The sequence below is a fragment of the Haloplanus vescus genome, assembly GCF_900107665.1.
In the GTDB taxonomy this organism is placed as follows: Archaea; Halobacteriota; Halobacteria; order Halobacteriales; family Haloferacaceae; genus Haloplanus; species Haloplanus vescus.
Window position 1 is genome coordinate 133,691 of record NZ_FNQT01000001.1, and the last position, 18,786, is coordinate 152,476.

The following is an 18,786-nucleotide window of genomic DNA, read 5'->3' on the forward strand; positions in this document are numbered from 1 at the left end:
ACTGTCGACTGCGGCGATGACGCAGACGAGTTGTGGCCATTGTCCGTCTACCTTTTAGTATCGCTCTCGACAAGCTGACGAACGGTTCATGCGACCCTATGAATTAGTGGATAAACTCCCCCCAAAGCGCTTCACCCGCCGACAGCGACTCCTTCTCGTCTACGTCGTCGGTCTCGTCACGGTCATCCTCTCTTATACGCTCCTGTACAACGCGGGGATGCGCTACTTCGAGGGGACTCAGCAGTCGGTGTTCCACTCGGCCCAGATCGTCGTCGAGACGATGACGACGACCGGGTACGGGTCCGATTCTCCGTGGTCGACGCCCGTCATGAACCTCATGATGATCACGATGCAGGTCACGGGGGTCGGCATCGGCTTCGTGACGTTACGGGTCCTCGTCATTCCCCTGTTCGAGCGCGCACCGCTCGATCTCGACGACCGACTGTCCGCCAAGAACGACCACATCGTCCTCGCGGAGTACCAGCGCAACACGGAGGTCATGCTCGACGAACTCGAAGAGCTCGGCGTTCAGTACGTCCTCATAGAGTCGGAAGAGGCCGAGGCGAAGCGACTCTCTGACGACGGGTATCAAGTCATCCACGGCGACCCCGAGGACCGGGAGGACCTCGGTCGGGCCACGATAGAGCGTGCGAAGGTGCTTATTACCGACGCGGGAGACCAAACCGCGAGTATCGTCCTCACGTCGTTGGAAGCGAACGAAGCCCTCGATGTCGTCAGCTTTACCGCCTCTACCCGGCGGAAGGCAGCGCTCATGGAGATTGGCGTGGATAGATGCGTCGCTCCTAACGCTCTCATCGGGCACCAGTTGGCTGAGATGGCGACCACACCCATCGCGGTCGAGTCGGACGCCGAGAGCGACGAAATAGGCATCCGCGAGGTACTGATTCGCCGCGACAGTCCGTTACACGGCGTCCGGGTCAGCGACTCCCCGATGGCCGACCACCCGGCTCTCACGCTCGTCGCCGGTTGGTTCGATGGAGAACTACGTGTATCCCCCGAACCGGGGGACCGACTGACACCGAACACCGTGCTCCTCGTAGCCGGGCCGATATCGGAGATTGCGGACCTCTCCAGAGAGGTCGCCGGAGTGCAGCACCCGAGTGGGACGACACAGCCTGACGTCGTCATCGCCGGTGTCGGGGAGGGTGGGTCCGCCGCCGAGGAGACCCTCCCCGCGGCGACGACCGTCACCACCATCGATCAGGACCCGGACGCGACCCCCGATGTCGTCGGCGACGCAACCGAACCGGAGACGCTCCGCGAGGCGGGCATCGAGACGGCGACTGCACTTATCGTAACCGTCGGCGACGATGCGACGTCCCTCCTGACCGTTGCGATGGCACGAGCGCTGTCGTCGGATGTCGAGATTCTGGCTCGAGTCACTGCTGCGGAGAAGGCGAGCGCCGCCGTCCGGGCCGGCGCGGATTACACGCTCTCGGTGCAGCGCGTGTGTGCCAGATTGGTCGCCGCCGAGGCCCACGGCGAGCGTGTGATGTCTCCCGTGAATCAGATTCGGCTCGTCCGCACGTCGGGTGAGTCGTTCGTGGGTGAACAGTTGGCGACGATTCGTCAGGACCTGACTCGCGACTGGACGGTGGTCGGTATCGCACGAGCGGGCGACATCCTCACCGACGAGGAGACGACGGTTCGCCAAACGGACGAGGTGTTCGTCGCGGGGAGCGACGACGCCATACAGAAATTCGAGCAGACAGTCGACGCTACCTAACTGAACCTGCCAAAACGTGAACGTATGCGTATCGAGGTGGCACACCTATATCCGGATGAAGTGGTTGTTACGTGTGACGTGATTCAATAGATGGGACTCCTCGATTCGTTCGGGATGTTAGTCAGTAGCATCATTGCCGCAATCGTCATGCTCGTGTTCGCTATCCTCAGCTTCTTCTTCACCGTGTTTATCGTGCAGATCGGTGCCGGCTTAGCCGGATATTCCCCGGCCGGGGATTTCGTAGTGCTCTCCGCCGCGATTCTGTCCGCTAGCGCGATTATGGCCGGCGCATCGCCGATGTCGAGCCTCAGCGGATTGCCCGACACGGACTCTCGCTCACAGTAGTCGTCTGTGGGCTGTTTGTCTCGAACAACCCGTACTCGAGCGCAGTTTCCTGATGGCCCTCCTTTATGTGAATAGAGACATTAAATTTAGATGTGATATTACTTCGAACAATCCTCGATGAAAATCTGTTCGTACCCCTCCAGTTCGGAGGGGGCCTCATCGAGTTAGCAATCCTTTTCCTGATCCTCGCAGTGGTCGCGGGAGTCTTGGGCGCCCGTGGCGTTGCCGGGCTAAGTATGGATATCGCCAAGTGGCTCGTCATCATCTTCGTCGTGCTCGCGATTATCACGTTCATACTCTGACTCAAGACTGCTGAACACGTGCTCTACGTCTTGCACGCCGTTCCGTCAGGGCGTAAAATCGTGGGCAATGTTCACTAAGACAGACGGCGATCACTCACCACTATCGAGATTTGTCGGTTACGTATCCGACGACGAGATCATCGTTCGAATCAAGCTTCAAACGCACAGCGACAGGAGCGGACACAACGCACCGGGTTCAGCACACCACACGGACAACGAGGTGTGCTACCGCACCTGTTGTGCGATCTGGTGCGCACATCCGCCGTCAGTTTATATCTCCGACTGTCGTACGAACTTCCGATGACCGACGACCCCCTCTTTGATGAATTCGAACTGAACGGGCACACTCTCGACAACCGCGTCGGCCTCGCGCCGATGACGCGCACGAGTGCGACCGACGAGGGACACGCGACCGACCGCATGGCCCGCTACTACGCCTCCTTCGCTCGCGGTGGCTTCTCGTTTCTCGTCACCGAGGGTCTCCACCCGGACACCGCCCACAGTCAAGGCTACCCCAATCAGCCCGGTCTCGCGACCGACGAACAGGCGGCAGCGTGGGAGCAGGTGGTCGACGCCGTTCACGAGGCAGGCAGTCCGATCTTCGCACAGTTGATGCACGCTGGGGCACAGGCACAGGGCAACCGCTATGGGTACGACTCCGTCGCCCCCTCGTCGTACCGCCCACCAGGCGAGATGTCGGAGCTGTACGGCGGGTCCGGAGAGTTCCCCGAGGCGGACCCGCTCGATGGCGAGGAGCTCAGCGAAGTGAGAGAGAGTTTCGTCGCCGCCGCAGAGCGCGCGGTCGAGGCCGGGTTCGACGGCATCGAGGTCCACGCGGCCAACGGCTATCTCCTCCACGAGTTCGTCGACCCACTGGTCAACGACCGCGACGACGAGTACGGTGGCTCGCCGGCTAACCGCGCGCGCTTCCCCGCCGAGGTCACCGCCGCCATCGACGACGCCACGCCTGACAGCTTCGTCGTCGGCGTCCGTGCCTCCCAAGGGGCAGTCACTGACGAGGAGCGAGTCTGGCCCGACGGCGAGGCGACCGCCGCCGCACTGTTCGGCGCGCTCTCCGATGCTGGCGCCGACTACGTCCACGTTACCGGCGGCGACGCAACCGCTGCAGAGGTGCCAGAAACCGATCACACGCTTGCGGAACTAGCTATCGAGCACGCTGCGGACGATGTCGCCGTGATTGCCAACGGCAGTCTCGGAGAGCCGGAGAATGCGCGAGCGGCGGTGGCAGACGGCTCCGACCTGATCACTATCGGGACCGGTGCGCTCGCCAACCACGACTGGCCCAACCGAGTCCGAACGGGCGAACCGCTCGACGATCTGGACCCGAGTATCGTCTTCGAACCCGACGCCTCGCTTAGCGATGCCGAGATTCCCGGCGACGACTGATAGCGCCGGGGCGACAATCTGATTGGGTTACCCTGTCGGTGGCTCGAACGTATTCGGCGGTCCGGTCGGCGAGATGGTCTGTCCCGTGATAAACGAGGCGGCGTCGCTCGCAAGGAATCGCACCGCGTCCGCGACCTCGTGCGGACTTCCGATCTCACGGTCGACGTCGCTACGTGCGGGTATCTCGTCGAGACCGAACCACTCGCGAACGGCCGGCGTCGCGATGAAGCCAGGTTCGACCGCGTTCACTCGAACATCATCGACGCTCCACTCGACGGCGAGCGTTCGCGTAAGCGCGCTGACGCCGGCCTTTGCAGCGCTATATGGTCCCATTTCGGCGACTCCGTAGCGCCCGGCCATGCTGGCCGTGTTGACGACCGCGCCGCCGTTCTCGCGGAGCGAGTCGGCGAACGCGTGGGTGACGTTGTACGTCCCGGTGAGGTTCACTTCGATGACACTGTCCCAGTCGTCGGGGGCAACTTCGTGGAGTGGACCACCCTCTCCGGTACCGCCCGCGTTGTTCACTAAGATATCCACACCGCCGAACTCCTCGACCGTTGCCTCGGCCAGCGCGTCGACGGAGTCACGATCTGTCACGTCGCATTCGACAGGGAGCACCGACCCCGGTCGGTCGGCCGCGTTCAGCTCCTCGGCGACGGCGTCGACGTCGGCCTGCGTGCGCGAACAGATGACCACGTCGGCGCCGTCCGCGACGAACGTCTCGGCGATGGCGCGACCGATACCGCTCGACCCCCCGGTCACCACGGCCGTTTGCCCGGCGACGCTCGACCGGGTTCGAACCGACTCTGTTGTTCGGAGTTCGTCTGTCACTGGCATCGTTCACTGGCAACAAAGCTCAACCGATAAAAGAGTGGCCTAATCGACTTCTGGCTGTCGATTTCTGAGTTTTGTACGCTCAGTACGTTCAATAGCGATGTCGGTGTTGACACCCCTGGTCGAGTGCTTTCAGGCGTCGTCGTTTCCGCTGTCGCCGTCTTCGCTGGTCTTGACGGTTCGTTCGGCGGTGCAATCCTCCGGTATCCCCTTCCTCGCAGAATGCGCCGGCCGGGAGTCCCGCGAGCGAACAGTGTGAGCGAGGGGGACTACGGTCGGCACCCGAACCAAGTGAGTGCGCCGGCCGGGATTTGAACCACGGTCGTTTCGCTCACGCCGTTCGCTTCACTCCCTGATTCAAATCCCTCTGGGCGATTTTCCTCGCTTCACTCGGAAAATGCGCCGGCCGGGATTTGAACCCGGGCCATGAGCTTGGAAGGCTCAGGTCCTACCACTAGACCACCGGCGCGCACTCGTCGATTCAGGATGGTGGAATAAGGCAGTTACGCTTAGTCGTCGGCCGCCGATTCGACGGCACCCTCGCGGAACGCGCGCGCCGTCTCCCGGAGCGACTCGGAGATGGCGGGCACCTCGTCGGCGTCGACCGGGCCCTCGCGGTCGATGTCCTCGACGCTCCGGGGGAACGGGCGGAGGTCCATGTGGATGGCGATGCCGGCTTTCGCTCCCTGTCCCATCGCGACCGGAATCTGGTTGTGGCCGGGGACGAGGTCACCGACGGCGTAGACGCCGTCGACGCTCGTGCGCCCGTGGTCGTCGACGGCGACGGTGCCGTCGTCGGTCAGGTCACAGCCGAGGGCAGCGGCGAGGTCGTTGTTGTAGTCCGAGCCGTACATCGGGAAGCCACCGCGGTACTCGCGGACGGTGCCGTCCTCGAACTCGAAACTCTCCAGCCAGCCGTCGTCGCCCCGGGTCATGCCCGAAATCTCCTCGTGAATCACGTCGATGGGGTGGGCTCGCAGCATCTGGTCGGTGTCCTCGCTCCACGTCGGGTCATCGCCGCGGGTGAGCAGGTCCACCTCGTCGGTGAAGTTGAGCATGATCATGGCGACGTAGGCGGCGCTGTCGCCGTGGCCCATCACGTAGACGGACTCGTCGACGAACATGTAGGCGTCACAGTGGAGACAGTAGTGGAGGCCACGCCCCGTCGGCGGGAGCGGCGGGTCGGGTTTCGCGTCGCTGAATCCAGTGGCGAGGACGACCTGACGCACGGTGACGGTGTCCTCGCCGTCGTCGACGTCGAGGGCGAAGGCGTCGCCGACGTCCGCCACGTCGCTCACGAACCCGCGGCGGTAGGTGGCGCCGTAGGCTTCGACCTGTTCGCGGGCGGTCTGGAGGAACTCGACGCCTGAGGTGTCTTCGGTGACGCCGATGACGTTGTGCGTGTCCTGCATCATCGCGGCGCGGCCGCCACCGCGGTTCACGATGAGTGTGTCGAGACCGAGGCGGGTGGTGTAGAGCGCGGCCGTCAGGCCCGCGGGCCCGCCGCCGACGATGGCTACGTCGTAGTCGGTGTCGCTGTCGGTCATACGTCCCTGTACTCCCGCCCGGGGGTTAAGTCCTGCACGTCTGTGCGTGCGGGCGGCCCAGTCGTCACGCGCCGACCACCGCGTAGCAGTTCCCGCTGGATTCGAACCGCTCGTGGACGGAGAGCGCACTCGCCGCGAGGTCACGGTCGAACTCGTCGGGGTCGTAGACGTGGTAGTATCGCGGCACCGCCTCGCCGCCGGGGAGCGTCCAGTCGATGGTGGTGTCGAACCCCTCGTCGGCGTCGAAGCGGTCGTGGGCGGTACTCCAGACGCCGATGAGTGCTCGCCCGCCGGGGGCGAGGACGCGCGCGAGTTCGTCTAGCGAGTCGACGCGGGTCGCCCGCGGCCGGAGGTGGTGAAGCGTCGCCACGTACACCGCGATCGAGACGGCGCCGTCCCGAAGCGGGAGCGCGGCGGCGTTACCCTGCACGAGGTGGGCGTCGAAGCCGCTGGCCGCTTGACGGCGGCGCGCCGTCTGGAGGAGGCCGCGACTCACGTCGAGGGCGACGACGCGGTCAGCGTTCTGGGCGAGCACTTCGGCGTGGCGCCCGTTCCCACACCCCACGTCGAGCGCCACGTCGGCGGTCGGAGCGTCGTCGACGAATTCCTCTATCTCGGGCCACGGATACTCCCGGGTCGCGGCGAAGTGGTCCGCGATGCGGTCGTAGGTGGCCTGCGGGTCCGGTCGCGTCATACCGGCCGTGGGGCCGGGACGGGCATATACTGCTGGGGTCAGAGGAGGAACGCGAAGACGACGAACGTCAGCGCGAGCAACCCGGCGGCGTGTTTGACGCCGTCGGCGACCCCGCCTTCGGCGAGTTTCCCTGCAACGAGGCCGGAACAGACGGCCTGAATCGCCGACATGTGGAAGAAGAGGAGGTTGTACGCGTCGGCGTTCACTGACGACCCACTGAACGCGCTGGTGACGCCGCTACCGCCGGTTCCCGTGCCGGGTGCACTCCCACCGACTGCGCCGGTCGCCCCGCCCGCCGTCTGCTGGACGGCGGGGATGAACGCGACGGTCAGCGCGACGATGATGCCGAGGAAGACGAGCACGGAGATGTAGATGACGAGGATGTAGGTGAGCATCTCCTGTTGTCGCTCGCGGCGGAGTCGCTGGGTCTCTTGGGCCTCGTTGGCAGCGATGCGAAGCACGGGACCGAGGTCACCGCTCGCGCTCATGGCGTTCGTGATGAGCGTGACGGACTGGGCGACCATCCGGACGCGCGTCCGGGCGGCGAACCGGTGGAGTGCGGTGCTCACGTCGGCCCCCCAGCGAACGTCTTGCCAGGTGCGGTCGACTTCCTCCTCCAGTCCGCCGAGGTCGGTGTCGGCGATGCGCCGCAGGCTCTCGACGATGCTCATCCCCGCCTCGTTGACGCTCGCGAGGCGGTCGAGGAAGTCCGGGACGGCGCGCTCGATGGCGCGAATCCGACGCTTGTGGACCTCGTGGAAGAGCGCGAACACGCCCATCGCGAAGAGGGTGGCTTCGATGACCGGGCCGTCGAGCGTCTGGAGCGCCGACGGACCGAGCGGAATCGGGGTGGCGCGGTAGAACACCCAGACGACGCCGAGGGGCGCGGTCACGACGAAACTCACCCACGGCTGTTCGAGGACGGTCCGCAGCGGTTGGTTCAGCCACTGGCGCAGCGCGCGCAACTGGTCGTACGCGGCGAGTCGTTCGGCGTTCTCGCCCTCCAGCGCCACGCCGCCGTCCGAGGCCGTCAGGGCGCCACTTCCCCTGCCCATCGACGACGCCACGTCCCGGCTCACGTCCGTCATCGTGTCGCGCTGGGTCAGGCTGTCGATGTAGACGACGAAGCCCGCGCTCGCGAGCGGGATTCCCGCGTAGCCGATGAACCGGACGAGGGTAATCGTGTCCTCGATGACCAGGCCGATGACGACGAGGACGGTGATGAAAAAGAGCGGCCCGGCGACGAGGACGGTGACGTATATCTCGGCGAGCGTCGAGACGAGTTCGAGATACTGCTCCTGTTGGGCCTCGGCTTCCTCCTGGTAGCGCTCGTACTGCCCGCGGAGGAACTCCGAGAGGTTGCGCCCGCTCCCGAGCACGCTCGCCAGGTTGTCGGAGAACTCCGCCAAGCCCTCGCTCGGCGTCCGGTCGGCGGTCCGGCGAATCGCCGTCAAGATGTCCGTCGAGAACGTGTTCATGTCTCGCACCGCGACGCCCATCTCTCGGGCGGCCTCGCCGTAGATGTCCTCGTTTCGCGACAGCGTCTGCAACACCTTCGGGAACGGCATCCCGCTCCGAGAGAGGGCGTAGACGAATGCGATGGTCCGCGGGAGCGTCGCCTCGATTTCGCTGGCGCGGGCGTTCGACAGCTGGTCGAGGTACGCCCACCGCGCCCAGTAGGTAAGCGCGCCGAGCACCGAGCCGACCGTCACGCCGAAGAAGAGAAAGAGGACGAACAGACCGAGCAGCGTCAGGTCTTGCAGGCGCGTGAGGCCAGCCAGAAAGGAGAGCGCCGGCGGGACGGCGGCGAAAATCGCCTCGCGGCTGATGGAAAACAGGTCGACCAGCCACGTCGCGACGTACACGCCGAGGATGCCGCCGGCCGCGCCGGCGAGGCCGCTGAGAAACAGCGTGCGCGAGGCGAACACGCGGTGCGTGGTGCCGACGTGTGTCGAGCGCAGGCGTTCCTGCTGCCAGTCGCGGCGCGAACTGCGTTCGACGTAGTCGCCGAAGATGGGGACGGCCAGCCGCGAGACTAGCAGGCTCACGCGCTCGCTGACCGGCGATAGGAGGATGGGAAGCGCGAGGACGACGACCAGGACGAGCGGGAGGAGTTCGCCAATCACGGTCCGGTCCCGCCCTCGATGGTTTCGATGCGTTCGAGGACGCGTTCGGCGTCGTCGTAGTACTCGTTGACCAGCGCCGTGAACTGCCGGTAGTCCGTGATGCCGCGGTCTTGGAGGACGCGCAGGAACTGGCGTCGGTTCTGCATCTCTTCGAGCAGTTCACTGCGCGTCCACCCGCGGTCGTCCTGAATCTCGTCGAGGAGCGCGCTGTCCTGTCGCTGGAACGTGTCGTTGTCGGCGTCCCAGGTGAAGGCGTTGGAGTAGTCGAGTTCGCCCGTCCGCTGGTCGATGCCGCCGATTTCGCTGATGGCGTTGGTCCGGCGGACGCGTTCGCCGTCGAGGCGCGTGAGACGCTGCACCGAGAGCAGGTCGAGTGACTGAATCATCGCCCGCGGCACGTTGATGGGTTCGTTCTCCAGCCGGTTGATGACCGTCTCGATGCTGTCGGCGTGCATCGTCGAGAACGTCGTGTGCCCGGTGTTCATCGCCTGGAAGAGCGTCACCGCTTCGTCGCCGCGCACCTCGCCGACGATGATGTACTCGGGGCGGTGGCGAAGCGCCGAGCGAAGCAGGTCGTACATGTCGATGTCCGCGCCCTCGTGGAGTCGTTCGCGTGTGACACTCGACAGCCAGTTGTCGTGATACAGCGACAGTTCGCGGGTGTCCTCGATGGAGAGCACCTTCGAGCGCGGGGGGATGAACATCGACACCGCGTTCATCGACGTGGTCTTCCCGGAGGCCGTCCCGCCCGCGAAGATGAGCGACTTGTTGTGCTCGATGGCGAGCCACAGGTACGCCATCTGCTGGATGTTGAAGGTGCCGTAGTTGATGAGGTCGATTGGCGTGAACGGTTCGTCGGCGTACTGGCGGATGGTGAACGCCGACCCGCGCGGCGTCACCTCCTCGCCAAGCGCCAGTTCGATTCGCGAGCCGTCGGGGAGCGTCGTCCCCACGATGGGGTCCCCGACGCTGATGTGGCGTCCCGACTGCTGGGCCAACTGCACCACGTAGTTGTCGAGTTCCTCCGACTCCTCGAAGACGATGTTCGTCTCGATGTCGGTGTACTGGTCGTGATAGACGAAGATGGGGAGCCCGTAGCCGTCACACGAGACGTCCTCGATGTGCGGGTCGTGCATCAGCGGGTCGATGCGCCCGAACCCCCGAAACCCGCGAACGAGGTAGTAGAGGAGCTTGTAGAAGGTGTGCATGTGCACGTCGACGCCGTACTCCTCCAGCAGCGACTCCAACTCTCTCGCGAGCACTTCCTCGTCGGCGTTCTCGGTGTCGTCGCGGTAGAGCAACGGGTCGCGGATGTCGGTCGTCACTCTGTCGCGCAGCCGCGACTCGAAGTCCGTGAGGTCGGGTTCGACCGCGTGATAGACGTTCTTGCTCTCCTCCGTGTCGCGCGTGATGACGACGTACGCGTACGGGGCGTTCACCCAGTAGCGGTCGAGCTCCTCGTGGCCCGGCGGGCAGTCGAAGTGAGAGAGTGGGCCGTCCTCTCCGGGGCGGAAGGGACGCACGTCGAGTGTCGACCCGCGGAGCATCTCGTACGTCCGGACGAGCCGTCGCCCGAGGCTCCCGAACGGTCCGTCGGTTTTCGACGCCGCGTCCTCAGACATCGTTCGTCGGCGGTATGCGAGGCGCTCACTTAAACGTGCGCCCGTATCACACCGACGACGACTCGGTGTGCCGTGATTCCGCTCCCCGTGCAATTTGGCCCCCAATAATAAAGATATGGCCTCGAAATGGGTCCTACTGATGGCATACTCGACACCCGGTGTCGTCCCGGTCGACGAGTTCCCCCCGGGAACATCGATTCTTGTCGCCGGGCCGCCACTCACGCGCAAGCGTGAACTCATGATAGACCTCCTCGGTGACGACGGCGACGAGGGCGCCGTCATGGTGACGACGAAGATGGGGGCCGGGAAGCTGCTCCAACTGTTTCGGGACTGGAACGGCGACCGGCCCGCCGACCGACTCCACGTCGTCGACTGCGTAACGAAAGAGCGCGGCATCGGACAGGTGCGCGAGACGGATACGACCTCGTATCTCTCCTCCTCGCGGGACATGACGGGTCTCAGCATCGAACTCTCCGGACTGTTCCAGGACTACCACCAGTCCGGCGACCCGATGCGGTTCGGCGTCCACTCGCTGTCGACGTTCCTCATGTATCACAACCTCCAGCGAGTCTACCGGATGGTCCACGTGTTGAGCGGACAGATAGAGAGCGCGGGCGCACTCGGCGTGTTCGTCGTCGATTACCCGACGGACCGCGAACTCAACATGCTGAGCCAGTTGATCGACGGCGTCATCGAGACCCGAGAGACCGACGACGGCTGTGAACTCCGACTCCGTGGCCTCGGCGGGCGGTCGGCGGGCTGGCAGTCCTACTGATTCGTCGAGAAATCATCGAGTGCGTCAAGGCCGATGTCGACGAGCGAATCGATGGAGGGGACCGCGTCGCCGTCGAAGGTCAGGGCGAGGCCGGTGAATTCGTCTATCGGGAAGTGGACGACGACGGCCTGGTCGAAGTGCCGGACGACGGCGTCCATCTCGCCGAGCATTCGAAACTGGTCGTTGCCGCCACTACCCAGCCCCGCGACGACGAGCTGTTTCACCTTCTCGTCGAACTCCTCGGGCGAGTACATCTCGCGAACGTCGTCCCGGGTGTAGACGAGTTCACGCTCGTCGCCGCCATACCACACCGCCATCCGGAGGCCGTTGGGTGCAATCGTCTGATAGCGCTCGACGAGTGACTCGGCGGCGTTTTGCATACGTCACGCGAGACGCGGTTGGAACTAATACCTTTGTGCGAGCGACCCAGTCGACGCGTTCGGTCCGCCGACCGGGAGCGACGGCGCGGCTATCGCACCCCAGTCACGACTTCCCCGCCAAACTCCGGGACAGCGACGGTGTCGACCCTGCCGCGAGACAGACCGGCAAAAGGCTTAAATAACAGGTTCGCCACGACACTTATAATGGAACGTCCCAGCCGCCAACGTCAGCGGAGCCAAGAGACGGAACAGGACACGGACGAGTCCGTTGCCTGCCCCGAGTGTAACTCCGACAACATCGTTACGGACGCGGACCAGGGCGAGCTCGTCTGTGACGACTGCGGGCTGGTGATCGACGATCAACAGATCGACCGCGGTCCGGAGTGGCGGGCGTTCAATCACTCCGAGCGACAGAGCAAGTCCCGCGTCGGTGCACCGATTACCGAAACGATGCACGACCGCGGGCTGACGACGACCATCGACTGGAAGGACAAGGACGCCTATGGGCGGTCGCTCTCCTCCGAGAAGCGCTCGCAGATGCACCGCCTGCGAAAGTGGCAGGAACGGATTCGAACCAAGGACGCGGGCGAGCGCAACCTGCAGTTCGCGCTCTCCGAAATCGACCGGATGGCCTCCGCGCTGGGCGTGCCGCGCTCCGTTCGGGAGGTAGCCTCCGTCATCTATCGGCGCGCGCTCAACGAGGACCTGATTCGCGGGCGCTCCATTGAGGGCGTCGCCACCGCCGCGCTCTACGCCGCCTGTCGACAGGAGGGCATTCCCCGCTCACTCGACGAGGTGGCCGAAGTCTCACGCGTTCCGCAGAAGGAGATTGGGCGCACATACCGCTATATCTCGCAGGAACTCGGGCTCGAACTCAAGCCGGTCGACCCCAAGCAGTTCGTCCCGCGGTTCGCTTCGGCGCTCGAACTCAGCGAGGAAGTGCAGGCGAAGGCGACGGAGATAATCGACGTATCGGCCGAACAGGGCCTGCTCTCGGGGAAGTCCCCGACTGGCTTCGCCGCCGCGGCCATCTACGCGGCCTCCCTGCTCTGTAACGAGAAGAAGACTCAGCGCGAGGTGGCCGACGTGGCGCAGGTGACCGAAGTCACCATCCGAAACCGGTATCAAGAGCAAATCGAAGCGATGGGCTTCCGCTAGCGGCGGACGAACACCGCGACTTCTCGGTTCCAGAGCGACAGTCGGTACGTGCTCGACTCGTAGTCCGTGAGCCGTGCCGACAGCGTGGACTGTTCGCTCGCGGGTGCGACGACGACCGGTGGTCGCTCGTCAAGCGACTCGAGTCCCCGCAGGTCACGGACGCCGTCCGTCTCGGCGCCCATCCGTTCGAGATACCACGGGAGCGGGAGTCGGTTCCCCCACGTGTCGCTCACGGGCGGGCGTGCGGGTTCGTCGTCGTACGCCGGGACGAACGTCGGCCCGTAGAAGAGGACGTCGACGCCGTCGTTGCCCTCGATGGCCGCGCTCACGTCGGAGACGAACGGGTCGAGGTCGTCGGCCGGTTGGGCGTGGTGGGCCAGTGGATTCTCGCTCGTCGTCGGGCCGTAGGCTGTCGCCGCGACGCCGGCACCGAGTTGGGCCGCGAGTGCGAGGCCGACGAGGGCCGCGACGGCGACGGGCACGGCGTCCTCCCGAGCGAGCCCCCGCGACCCGTAGCGCGCGAGGAGGCCGACTGCCGCCGCCGCGGGGACGACGGCGGGGGCGACGGTGTGGACGGTCAGCCACGCTGCGCTCTCCTCGGTGACGACGGGGAAGACGAGCAGCGACGCCCCGGCCCAGTAGGCGTGGAAGGCGACGACGGGACGAGTCTCGCCCGTCCCGTACCGGTCGACGAGGAAACCCACGGCGGCGAGTGCGAGGACGACAGCCGACGCCGCGAGCAGCGTCTCGACGTGCGCGCTCAGATAGGGGAGGAGTTGGTGTTCGCCGCCCTGTCGCCGCCCGAGGACGCGCACGCCGACGAACGACCGCGCGGCGCCGACGAAGGCCGCTTCGACGGTGCCGAGCGTCGGGCGAATCGACCCGTTCACGCGCGGGGCGTAGAAGAACAGGTGGACGGCGAGGAAGACACCCAGCGCGCCGAGTGCGTCGCGTGTCGAGCCGCGGAGGCGACCCAGCAGGGCGTCGATTCGGTCGCCGGTTCCCTCGCCTTCCCCGACGAGGCGGCGCTGGTCGACCGTCAGCATCGCGGCGACCAGCACGCAGAGCAGCGTCGCGACGACGAACGCGGACGATGCGACGGCGAGGCCGAGCGCTGCCGCGCCGAGATAGCGGTAGCGCCGCGCTCGCTCCGGTGGGTCGTCGACGAGTCGAATCGCACAGCCGACGACGACGAGCGAGAACACCGCGAGGGGGAGGTCGCCCCGGAGGAAGCGCCCGTAGTAGAGGAGGACGGGACTGGCGGCGAGCAAGCCCCCGAGCGCGACGGTTTCGGAGTCGCGCAGGCGGGTGCGAAAGAGGAGGGCGACGAGCGGTGACAGGCCGCCGACGGCGGCGACGACGGCGCGGGCCGTGGCGTCGGTGGCGCCGACGAGGCCGAACACGTACCGTTCGACGATGTAGAGGAAGGGGCCGCCGGCGACGGGGCGGTACTCGTAGGCACCGCTGTCGAGGTATCGGAGGCTCCAGTAGCCGACGCGGGCTTCGTCCCAGTGGAACGGGCGGGCACCCAAGCTGACAAAGCGCGCGGCGAGAGCGAGGACGGTGATAGCGAGGAGGGCGACGACGACGCGGTCGACGGCACCCTCGGACGAGTCGGCCGCGGACATACCGGTGCATCCGTCGGACCCCCGGTCAACCTTTCGATACCGCCACCGAGCGATACAAACCGAAGGCGGACACAGGGCGGGTATGGAACACTTCGGAACCGCGGGCATCCGCGGCGGCGTGCAGACCGACGTGACGCCCGCCCTCGCGACGGCAGTCGGGCGAGCGGTCGCCCGTCACGCCCACGACGAGACGGGGCAGGCCCCCGAGGTGGTCGTCGGTCGCGACGGGCGGACCACGGGTGAGGCGCTCGCTGCCGCCGTCGAGGCCGGCGCGCTCTCGGGCGGCGCGACGGTCCACCGAGTCGGCGTGGTGCCGACGCCAGCGCTGGCCTTCGCCTCTCGCGGCCGGTACGGTGTGATGCTCACCGCCTCGCACAACCCGCCGGGCGACAACGGCATCAAGTGCTTCGTCGACGGCGTCGAGTTCGACCGGGAACGCGAGGAAGCCATCGAGCGTCGACTGGCGGCAGACGATCCGCCGGTCGTGTGGGACGCGTGGGGAGAGGCTCGCGAAACGGCCGTCATCGACGACTACCGTGCGGCCGTCGTCGACTACGCCCGTGAATTCGGCGCGCCGCTGGACGGCCTGTCGGTCGTCGTCGACTGCGGGAACGGGATGGGCGCGCTCGCCACCCCGGCGGTCCTCCGCGCCCTCGGCGCAGCGGTCGAGACGCTCCACGCGAACGTCGACGGCCACTTCCCCGGCCGCGAGAGCAAGCCGACGCCCGAGTCGCTGACGGGGCTCCGCCGCTACGTCGCCGACGGCGACGCCGAACTCGGGGTCGGTCACGACGGCGACGCCGACCGCATCGTCGTCGTCGACGGCGAGGGCGACATCGTCCACGAGGACACCGTCCTCGCTATCCTTGCCGAGCGATTCGTCCGCGCGAGCGACGCCGCCGACCCGGTGGTGGTGACGACGCCCAACGCCTCGGCGCGCATCGACGAACGCGTCCGGGCGGCGGGCGGGCGGGTCGAACGCGTCCGTCTCGGCGCCCTCCACGAGGGCATCGCGCGCGTCCGCGACGACGGGGGCACCGTCGTCTTCGCGGCAGAACCGTGGAAGCACGTCCACCCTGCGTTCGGCGGGTGGATAGACGCCGTCGCCAGCGCGGCGGTGTTCGCCCGCCACGTCGCCGGCGAGGGCTTGGACGCCCTCCGCGCGCCCGTCACGGAACGACCCTATCGAAAGGTGAGCGTCGCCTGCCCCGACGACGCCAAGGCGGCAGTCATGGAGCGACTGGCGACGACACTCCCCGAGACGTTCCCCGAGGCGAGCGTCGACACCGAGTACGGCGTCCGCCTCGAACGCCCCGACGGGTCGTGGCTCCTCGTCCGACCCAGCGGCACCGAGGCGTACGTCCGCCTCTACGCCGAGAGCGACGACGTGGACGAACTCGTCGCCACGGCGCGGGCGGCGATAGACAGAGCGGTCGACGCGGCGACGGCGTAACCCCGTATTCCGTCGACTCGCCGCCGACGAAACGGGAATAAAGAGTTTTCCCACCGCGGGCGCGACACAGCACCAATGACCACCCACGAGTACGACGTCGTCGTCGTCGGGGCGGGCACCGCCGGCTGTTACGCGGCGGCGGCCCTCGCTCGCGCCGGCCTCGACGTCGTCGTCGTCGAGCGGAAAGACGAGGCGGAGGCCGGTCACATCGCGTGTGGCGACGCACTGAAAGGCGCCGACGCCTTCCCCGAGGCCATCCCCAAGTCGAAGATTCAGGACGCCTTCACGAACACGGGCGTCGACCACGGCCGCTTCGAACTCCCCCAGCACGACACGGTGCTGAACATCCCCATCCCGGGCGAACTCGCCGTCATCGACCGCCTGGAGTACGGTCGACGCATCATCGACGGCGCGTCCGAGGCGGGCGCCGACTTCCACTACGACACCGTCGTGCAGGACGTGAGACAAGAGGGCGACCGAGTGACCGGCGTCCGCGCGACGCGGAAGGGCGACCCCGTCACCTACGAAGCGCAGGTGACCATGGACGCGGCGGGCGCGCTCTCGATTCTGCAGGACAAGACGGAGTTCGACGACACCACCTTCGACACCAACGTCTCGTACTCGCAGTTCTGCTCGGCGTACCGCGAAATCGTCGAGGTGCCCGACCCGGTCGAGTGGGACGACGCCCTCGTGTTCAAGCCCACCGAACGCGCCGCGGGCTACCTCTGGTACTTCCCGCGGACGGAGACGACCATCAACGCCGGCCTCGGCTTCCAGATGACCGAGGAACCCATGAAACTGGTCCAAGACCTCCGTCGCGACCTCGAACAGCGACCGGAGTTCGCGGGCGCGGAGGTGCAGGACAAACTCGGCGCCGCCCTCCCCACTCGCCGCCCCTACGACTCCGCGGTGGCGCCGGGATTCGTCGCCGTCGGCGACGCCGCCGGGCACGTCAACCCGACCACCGGCGGCGGCATCGCTGGCGCGGCCTACGCCGGTACCTACGCCGCCGAAGCCATCATCGACGCCATCGACGACCCCACCGAAGCCGCGCTCTGGGAGTACAACGAGCGCGTGATGGACCACTTCGGCGGGCGCTACGCCGGCCTCGACGTGTACAACGTGCTCTCGACGGCCGTCGACGTCGACGACCTGATGGGACTCTTGGCGGCGCTCCCCGGCGAGAAACTCGCCGAAGCGCTCTACTCCGGGTCCACCTCGATGGGCCTCGCGCTGAAGGTGAAGAGTGCGGTCAAGAGCTTCGGCTACTGGAGCACCATCCTCGACTTCTACCGGACGAAGCAACTGGCCGAGGAACTGATGGACCAGTACGACGCCTACCCCGACCACCCGTCGGCACTCGACTCGTGGCAGGCCGACCGTGACGCGGTCATGGAGCGAGTGTACGAGACGACCGGCGCCGAGCCGAAGTACTGATTGCCGCCGCCACGGGCGCCTGCAGTTCCGGTAGAATTATTCCCGATATCTGGGAAGGGCAGGTGTTGAACCTCAGCATCGGCCGACCCCCCTTCGGCGGTTCGACGTGGCAGGTCGTAACCATCGCGACCGGGTGGCTGGTGCTCCTGTTCGTCGGTGCCTACCTGATAACCCCCGCCAGCGTCCTGACTCTCGTGATGGCCGACCTCGCCGTCACCGAGGCGACCGCTGCCGCACTCGTCTCGACGCCGCAGGTCGCCGCGACGGTCATCGGCATTCCCGTCGGCATCTATCTCGACCGTATCGAAAGCCGCGCGGCCGTCCCGGCCGCGGCGTCCATCCTCCTCGCCGGGAGCGTCGGCGACTGGTTCGCCGCGAGTGGCGGACGTGTCTCCCTCCTCATCGCCACCCGATTACTCGCCGGCGTCGGCATGTTCGTCCTGTGGGTGGTCAGTATCGACGTAGCTTCGAGCACGTTCCCTCCCGACCGGCGCGCGACGGCGACGTCGGTCATCATCTCGGGGTATCCGGCGGGGTACGCCCTCGGCCAGCTCGGGGCGCCGCGCCTCGCCGACATCGTCGGCTGGCCGGGCGTGTTTCCGCTGTTCGGCGGTGCGGTGTTGCTGACCTCGCTCGTGTTCTACGTCGTGGTCGGCCGCGTCTCGCGCTTCCAGACGGCCACGGACCCCATGACGCGCGCCGAGTTCGGCCGGGTGTTGCGAAACCGGAACGTGTGGGCCGTCGTCGCTGTCACGATTCTCGGCTACTCGCTGTACATGGTGTTCAACTCGTGGATGCCGACGTACATCACCCGCCGGTTCGGCGTCTCGCTGGCCGAGAGCGGCGCGTTCGTCGCCCTGTTCCCCGCCGTCGGGATTCTCGCCCGCCCCACGGGTGGCTGGCTCTCGGATACGGTGTTCACCCAGCGACGGCGCCCCGTCTTCGCCGCCTCGTTCGTCGGCGCGACTGCGCTGGCCGTCGCCATGTTTTACAGCGCGACGATTGCGGTGTTGGTCGCGATGCTCGTCCTCGCGGGGGCGTTCATCCAGCTCCAAATCGGCTTGATGTACCAGTCCATTCAGGAGTTCGTCGACCCTACCGCCGCTGGGACGGCCGTCTCACTCGCGAGTGTGGCCGGGTGGCTGGGGTCGTTCGTCGCGCCCGTCGTGGCCGGCGAATTGGTCAGCATCACCGGAACCTACGCCGTCCTGTTCGTGTTCGCGGCCGGTCTCGGCGTCGTCGGCGCTCTCACCGTCTGGCAGATGGCCGAGTCCGGGACGCCGTCCGCGTCGGCCTGACGCGACGATTCCGACCGAGACAGCCGAGTCTGC

The 18,786-nt window shown here is 66.4% G+C and carries 16 protein-coding genes and 1 tRNA gene; 9 read left to right on the forward strand and 8 right to left on the reverse strand.

The features are described 5' to 3' along the window. Positions 1-88: 88 nt before the first annotated feature. The 4 genes from BLU18_RS00745 (at position 89) to BLU18_RS00760 (ending at position 3,801) form a co-directional block, all read left to right on the forward strand. Positions 89-1,747, forward strand: coding sequence for a potassium channel family protein (locus tag BLU18_RS00745; protein ID WP_092629962.1), 1,659 nt, complete (start codon positions 89-91; stop codon positions 1,745-1,747). 90 nt (positions 1,748-1,837) lie between these two features. Further along, positions 1,838-2,092, forward strand: coding sequence for a hypothetical protein (locus tag BLU18_RS00750; protein ID WP_092629965.1), 255 nt, complete (start codon positions 1,838-1,840; stop codon positions 2,090-2,092). 92 nt (positions 2,093-2,184) lie between these two features. After that, positions 2,185-2,394, forward strand: coding sequence for a DUF1328 domain-containing protein (locus BLU18_RS00755; protein ID WP_092629968.1), 210 nt, complete (start codon positions 2,185-2,187; stop codon positions 2,392-2,394). A 300-nt stretch (positions 2,395-2,694) separates the two neighbouring features. Then, positions 2,695-3,801, forward strand: coding sequence for an oxidoreductase (locus tag BLU18_RS00760; RefSeq protein WP_092629971.1), 1,107 nt, complete (start codon positions 2,695-2,697; stop codon positions 3,799-3,801). Between the two features lie 27 nt (positions 3,802-3,828). On the opposite strand, the gene BLU18_RS00765 is transcribed toward BLU18_RS00760, so the two are convergent. The 6 genes from BLU18_RS00765 to BLU18_RS00790 form a co-directional block, all read right to left on the reverse strand. Continuing rightward, a complete protein-coding gene (locus tag BLU18_RS00765) occupies positions 3,829-4,638 on the reverse strand; it encodes an SDR family NAD(P)-dependent oxidoreductase (RefSeq protein ID WP_092629974.1) in 810 nt (269 codons plus the stop codon). 395 nt (positions 4,639-5,033) lie between these two features. Next, positions 5,034-5,104 (reverse strand) — tRNA-Gly (locus BLU18_RS00770). 40 nt (positions 5,105-5,144) lie between these two features. After that, positions 5,145-6,182, reverse strand: coding sequence for an NAD(P)/FAD-dependent oxidoreductase (locus tag BLU18_RS00775; RefSeq protein ID WP_092629977.1), 1,038 nt, complete (start codon positions 6,180-6,182; stop codon positions 5,145-5,147). A gap of 64 nt (positions 6,183-6,246) precedes the next feature. Then, complete coding sequence (locus tag BLU18_RS00780; RefSeq protein WP_092629980.1) at positions 6,247-6,876, reverse strand: class I SAM-dependent methyltransferase; 630 nt, start codon at positions 6,874-6,876, stop codon at positions 6,247-6,249. 38 nt (positions 6,877-6,914) lie between these two features. Beyond that, a complete protein-coding gene (locus BLU18_RS00785) occupies positions 6,915-9,002 on the reverse strand; it encodes a type II secretion system F family protein (protein WP_245697841.1) in 2,088 nt (695 codons plus the stop codon). Beyond that, positions 8,999-10,624, reverse strand: a complete 1,626-nt coding sequence (locus BLU18_RS00790; protein WP_092629983.1) for a type II/IV secretion system ATPase subunit — start codon at positions 10,622-10,624, stop codon at positions 8,999-9,001. The genes BLU18_RS00785 and BLU18_RS00790 overlap by 4 nt, the downstream gene beginning before the upstream one ends. Before the next feature lie 139 nt (positions 10,625-10,763). Between BLU18_RS00790 and BLU18_RS00795 the strand changes: the two genes are divergently transcribed. Continuing rightward, complete coding sequence (locus tag BLU18_RS00795) at positions 10,764-11,399, forward strand: RAD55 family ATPase (protein ID WP_092629986.1); 636 nt, start codon at positions 10,764-10,766, stop codon at positions 11,397-11,399. On the opposite strand, the gene BLU18_RS00800 is transcribed toward BLU18_RS00795, so the two are convergent. Next, on the reverse strand, positions 11,393-11,779 hold the full coding sequence (locus BLU18_RS00800; RefSeq protein WP_092629989.1) for a DUF7522 family protein: 387 nt from the start codon (positions 11,777-11,779) through the stop codon (positions 11,393-11,395). The two genes, BLU18_RS00795 and BLU18_RS00800, sit on opposite strands and share 7 nt — an antisense overlap. Positions 11,780-11,983: 204 nt before the next feature. Between BLU18_RS00800 and BLU18_RS00805 the strand changes: the two genes are divergently transcribed. Then, on the forward strand, positions 11,984-12,937 hold the full coding sequence (locus tag BLU18_RS00805) for a transcription initiation factor IIB (protein WP_092629992.1): 954 nt from the start codon (positions 11,984-11,986) through the stop codon (positions 12,935-12,937). Here the strand turns inward: BLU18_RS00805 and BLU18_RS00810 are convergent. Continuing rightward, positions 12,934-14,565 (reverse strand): flippase activity-associated protein Agl23, encoded by a 1,632-nt coding sequence (locus BLU18_RS00810; RefSeq protein ID WP_176791152.1) that lies wholly within the window; start codon positions 14,563-14,565, stop codon positions 12,934-12,936. The two genes, BLU18_RS00805 and BLU18_RS00810, sit on opposite strands and share 4 nt — an antisense overlap. An 82-nt stretch (positions 14,566-14,647) precedes the next feature. Between BLU18_RS00810 and BLU18_RS00815 the strand changes: the two genes are divergently transcribed. The 3 genes from BLU18_RS00815 (at position 14,648) to BLU18_RS00825 (ending at position 18,753) form a co-directional block, all read left to right on the forward strand. After that, positions 14,648-16,018: a phosphohexomutase domain-containing protein gene (locus BLU18_RS00815; protein ID WP_092633542.1), complete on the forward strand. Its 1,371-nt coding sequence runs from the start codon at positions 14,648-14,650 to the stop codon at positions 16,016-16,018. 75 nt (positions 16,019-16,093) lie between these two features. After that, positions 16,094-17,455 carry a geranylgeranyl reductase family protein gene (locus tag BLU18_RS00820; RefSeq protein WP_092629998.1) on the forward strand — a complete coding sequence of 454 codons (1,362 nt, stop codon included), beginning with the start codon at positions 16,094-16,096 and terminating at the stop codon, positions 17,453-17,455. Between the two features lie 65 nt (positions 17,456-17,520). Next, complete coding sequence (locus tag BLU18_RS00825) at positions 17,521-18,753, forward strand: MFS transporter (protein ID WP_092633544.1); 1,233 nt, start codon at positions 17,521-17,523, stop codon at positions 18,751-18,753. Positions 18,754-18,786: the final 33 nt, after the last annotated feature.

Bases quoted from the DNA above. Each gene is read 5' to 3' on its own strand.
- BLU18_RS00805 (WP_092629992.1), top strand. From the start codon at position 11,984: ATGGAACGTCCCAGCCGCCAACGTCAGCGGAGCCAAGAGACGGAACAG.
- BLU18_RS00750 (WP_092629965.1), top strand. From the start codon at position 1,838: ATGGGACTCCTCGATTCGTTCGGGATGTTAGTCAGTAGCATCATTGCC.
- BLU18_RS00820 (WP_092629998.1), top strand. From the start codon at position 16,094: ATGACCACCCACGAGTACGACGTCGTCGTCGTCGGGGCGGGCACCGCC.
- BLU18_RS00795 (WP_092629986.1), top strand. From the start codon at position 10,764: ATGGCATACTCGACACCCGGTGTCGTCCCGGTCGACGAGTTCCCCCCG.
- BLU18_RS00790 (WP_092629983.1), bottom strand. From the start codon at position 10,624: ATGTCTGAGGACGCGGCGTCGAAAACCGACGGACCGTTCGGGAGCCTC.
- BLU18_RS00765 (WP_092629974.1), bottom strand. From the start codon at position 4,638: ATGCCAGTGACAGACGAACTCCGAACAACAGAGTCGGTTCGAACCCGG.
- BLU18_RS00780 (WP_092629980.1), bottom strand. From the start codon at position 6,876: ATGACGCGACCGGACCCGCAGGCCACCTACGACCGCATCGCGGACCAC.
- BLU18_RS00815 (WP_092633542.1), top strand. From the start codon at position 14,648: ATGGAACACTTCGGAACCGCGGGCATCCGCGGCGGCGTGCAGACCGAC.
- BLU18_RS00810 (WP_176791152.1), bottom strand. From the start codon at position 14,565: ATGTCCGCGGCCGACTCGTCCGAGGGTGCCGTCGACCGCGTCGTCGTC.
- BLU18_RS00775 (WP_092629977.1), bottom strand. From the start codon at position 6,182: ATGACCGACAGCGACACCGACTACGACGTAGCCATCGTCGGCGGCGGG.
- BLU18_RS00745 (WP_092629962.1), top strand. From the start codon at position 89: ATGCGACCCTATGAATTAGTGGATAAACTCCCCCCAAAGCGCTTCACC.
- BLU18_RS00760 (WP_092629971.1), top strand. From the start codon at position 2,695: ATGACCGACGACCCCCTCTTTGATGAATTCGAACTGAACGGGCACACT.
- BLU18_RS00800 (WP_092629989.1), bottom strand. From the start codon at position 11,779: ATGCAAAACGCCGCCGAGTCACTCGTCGAGCGCTATCAGACGATTGCA.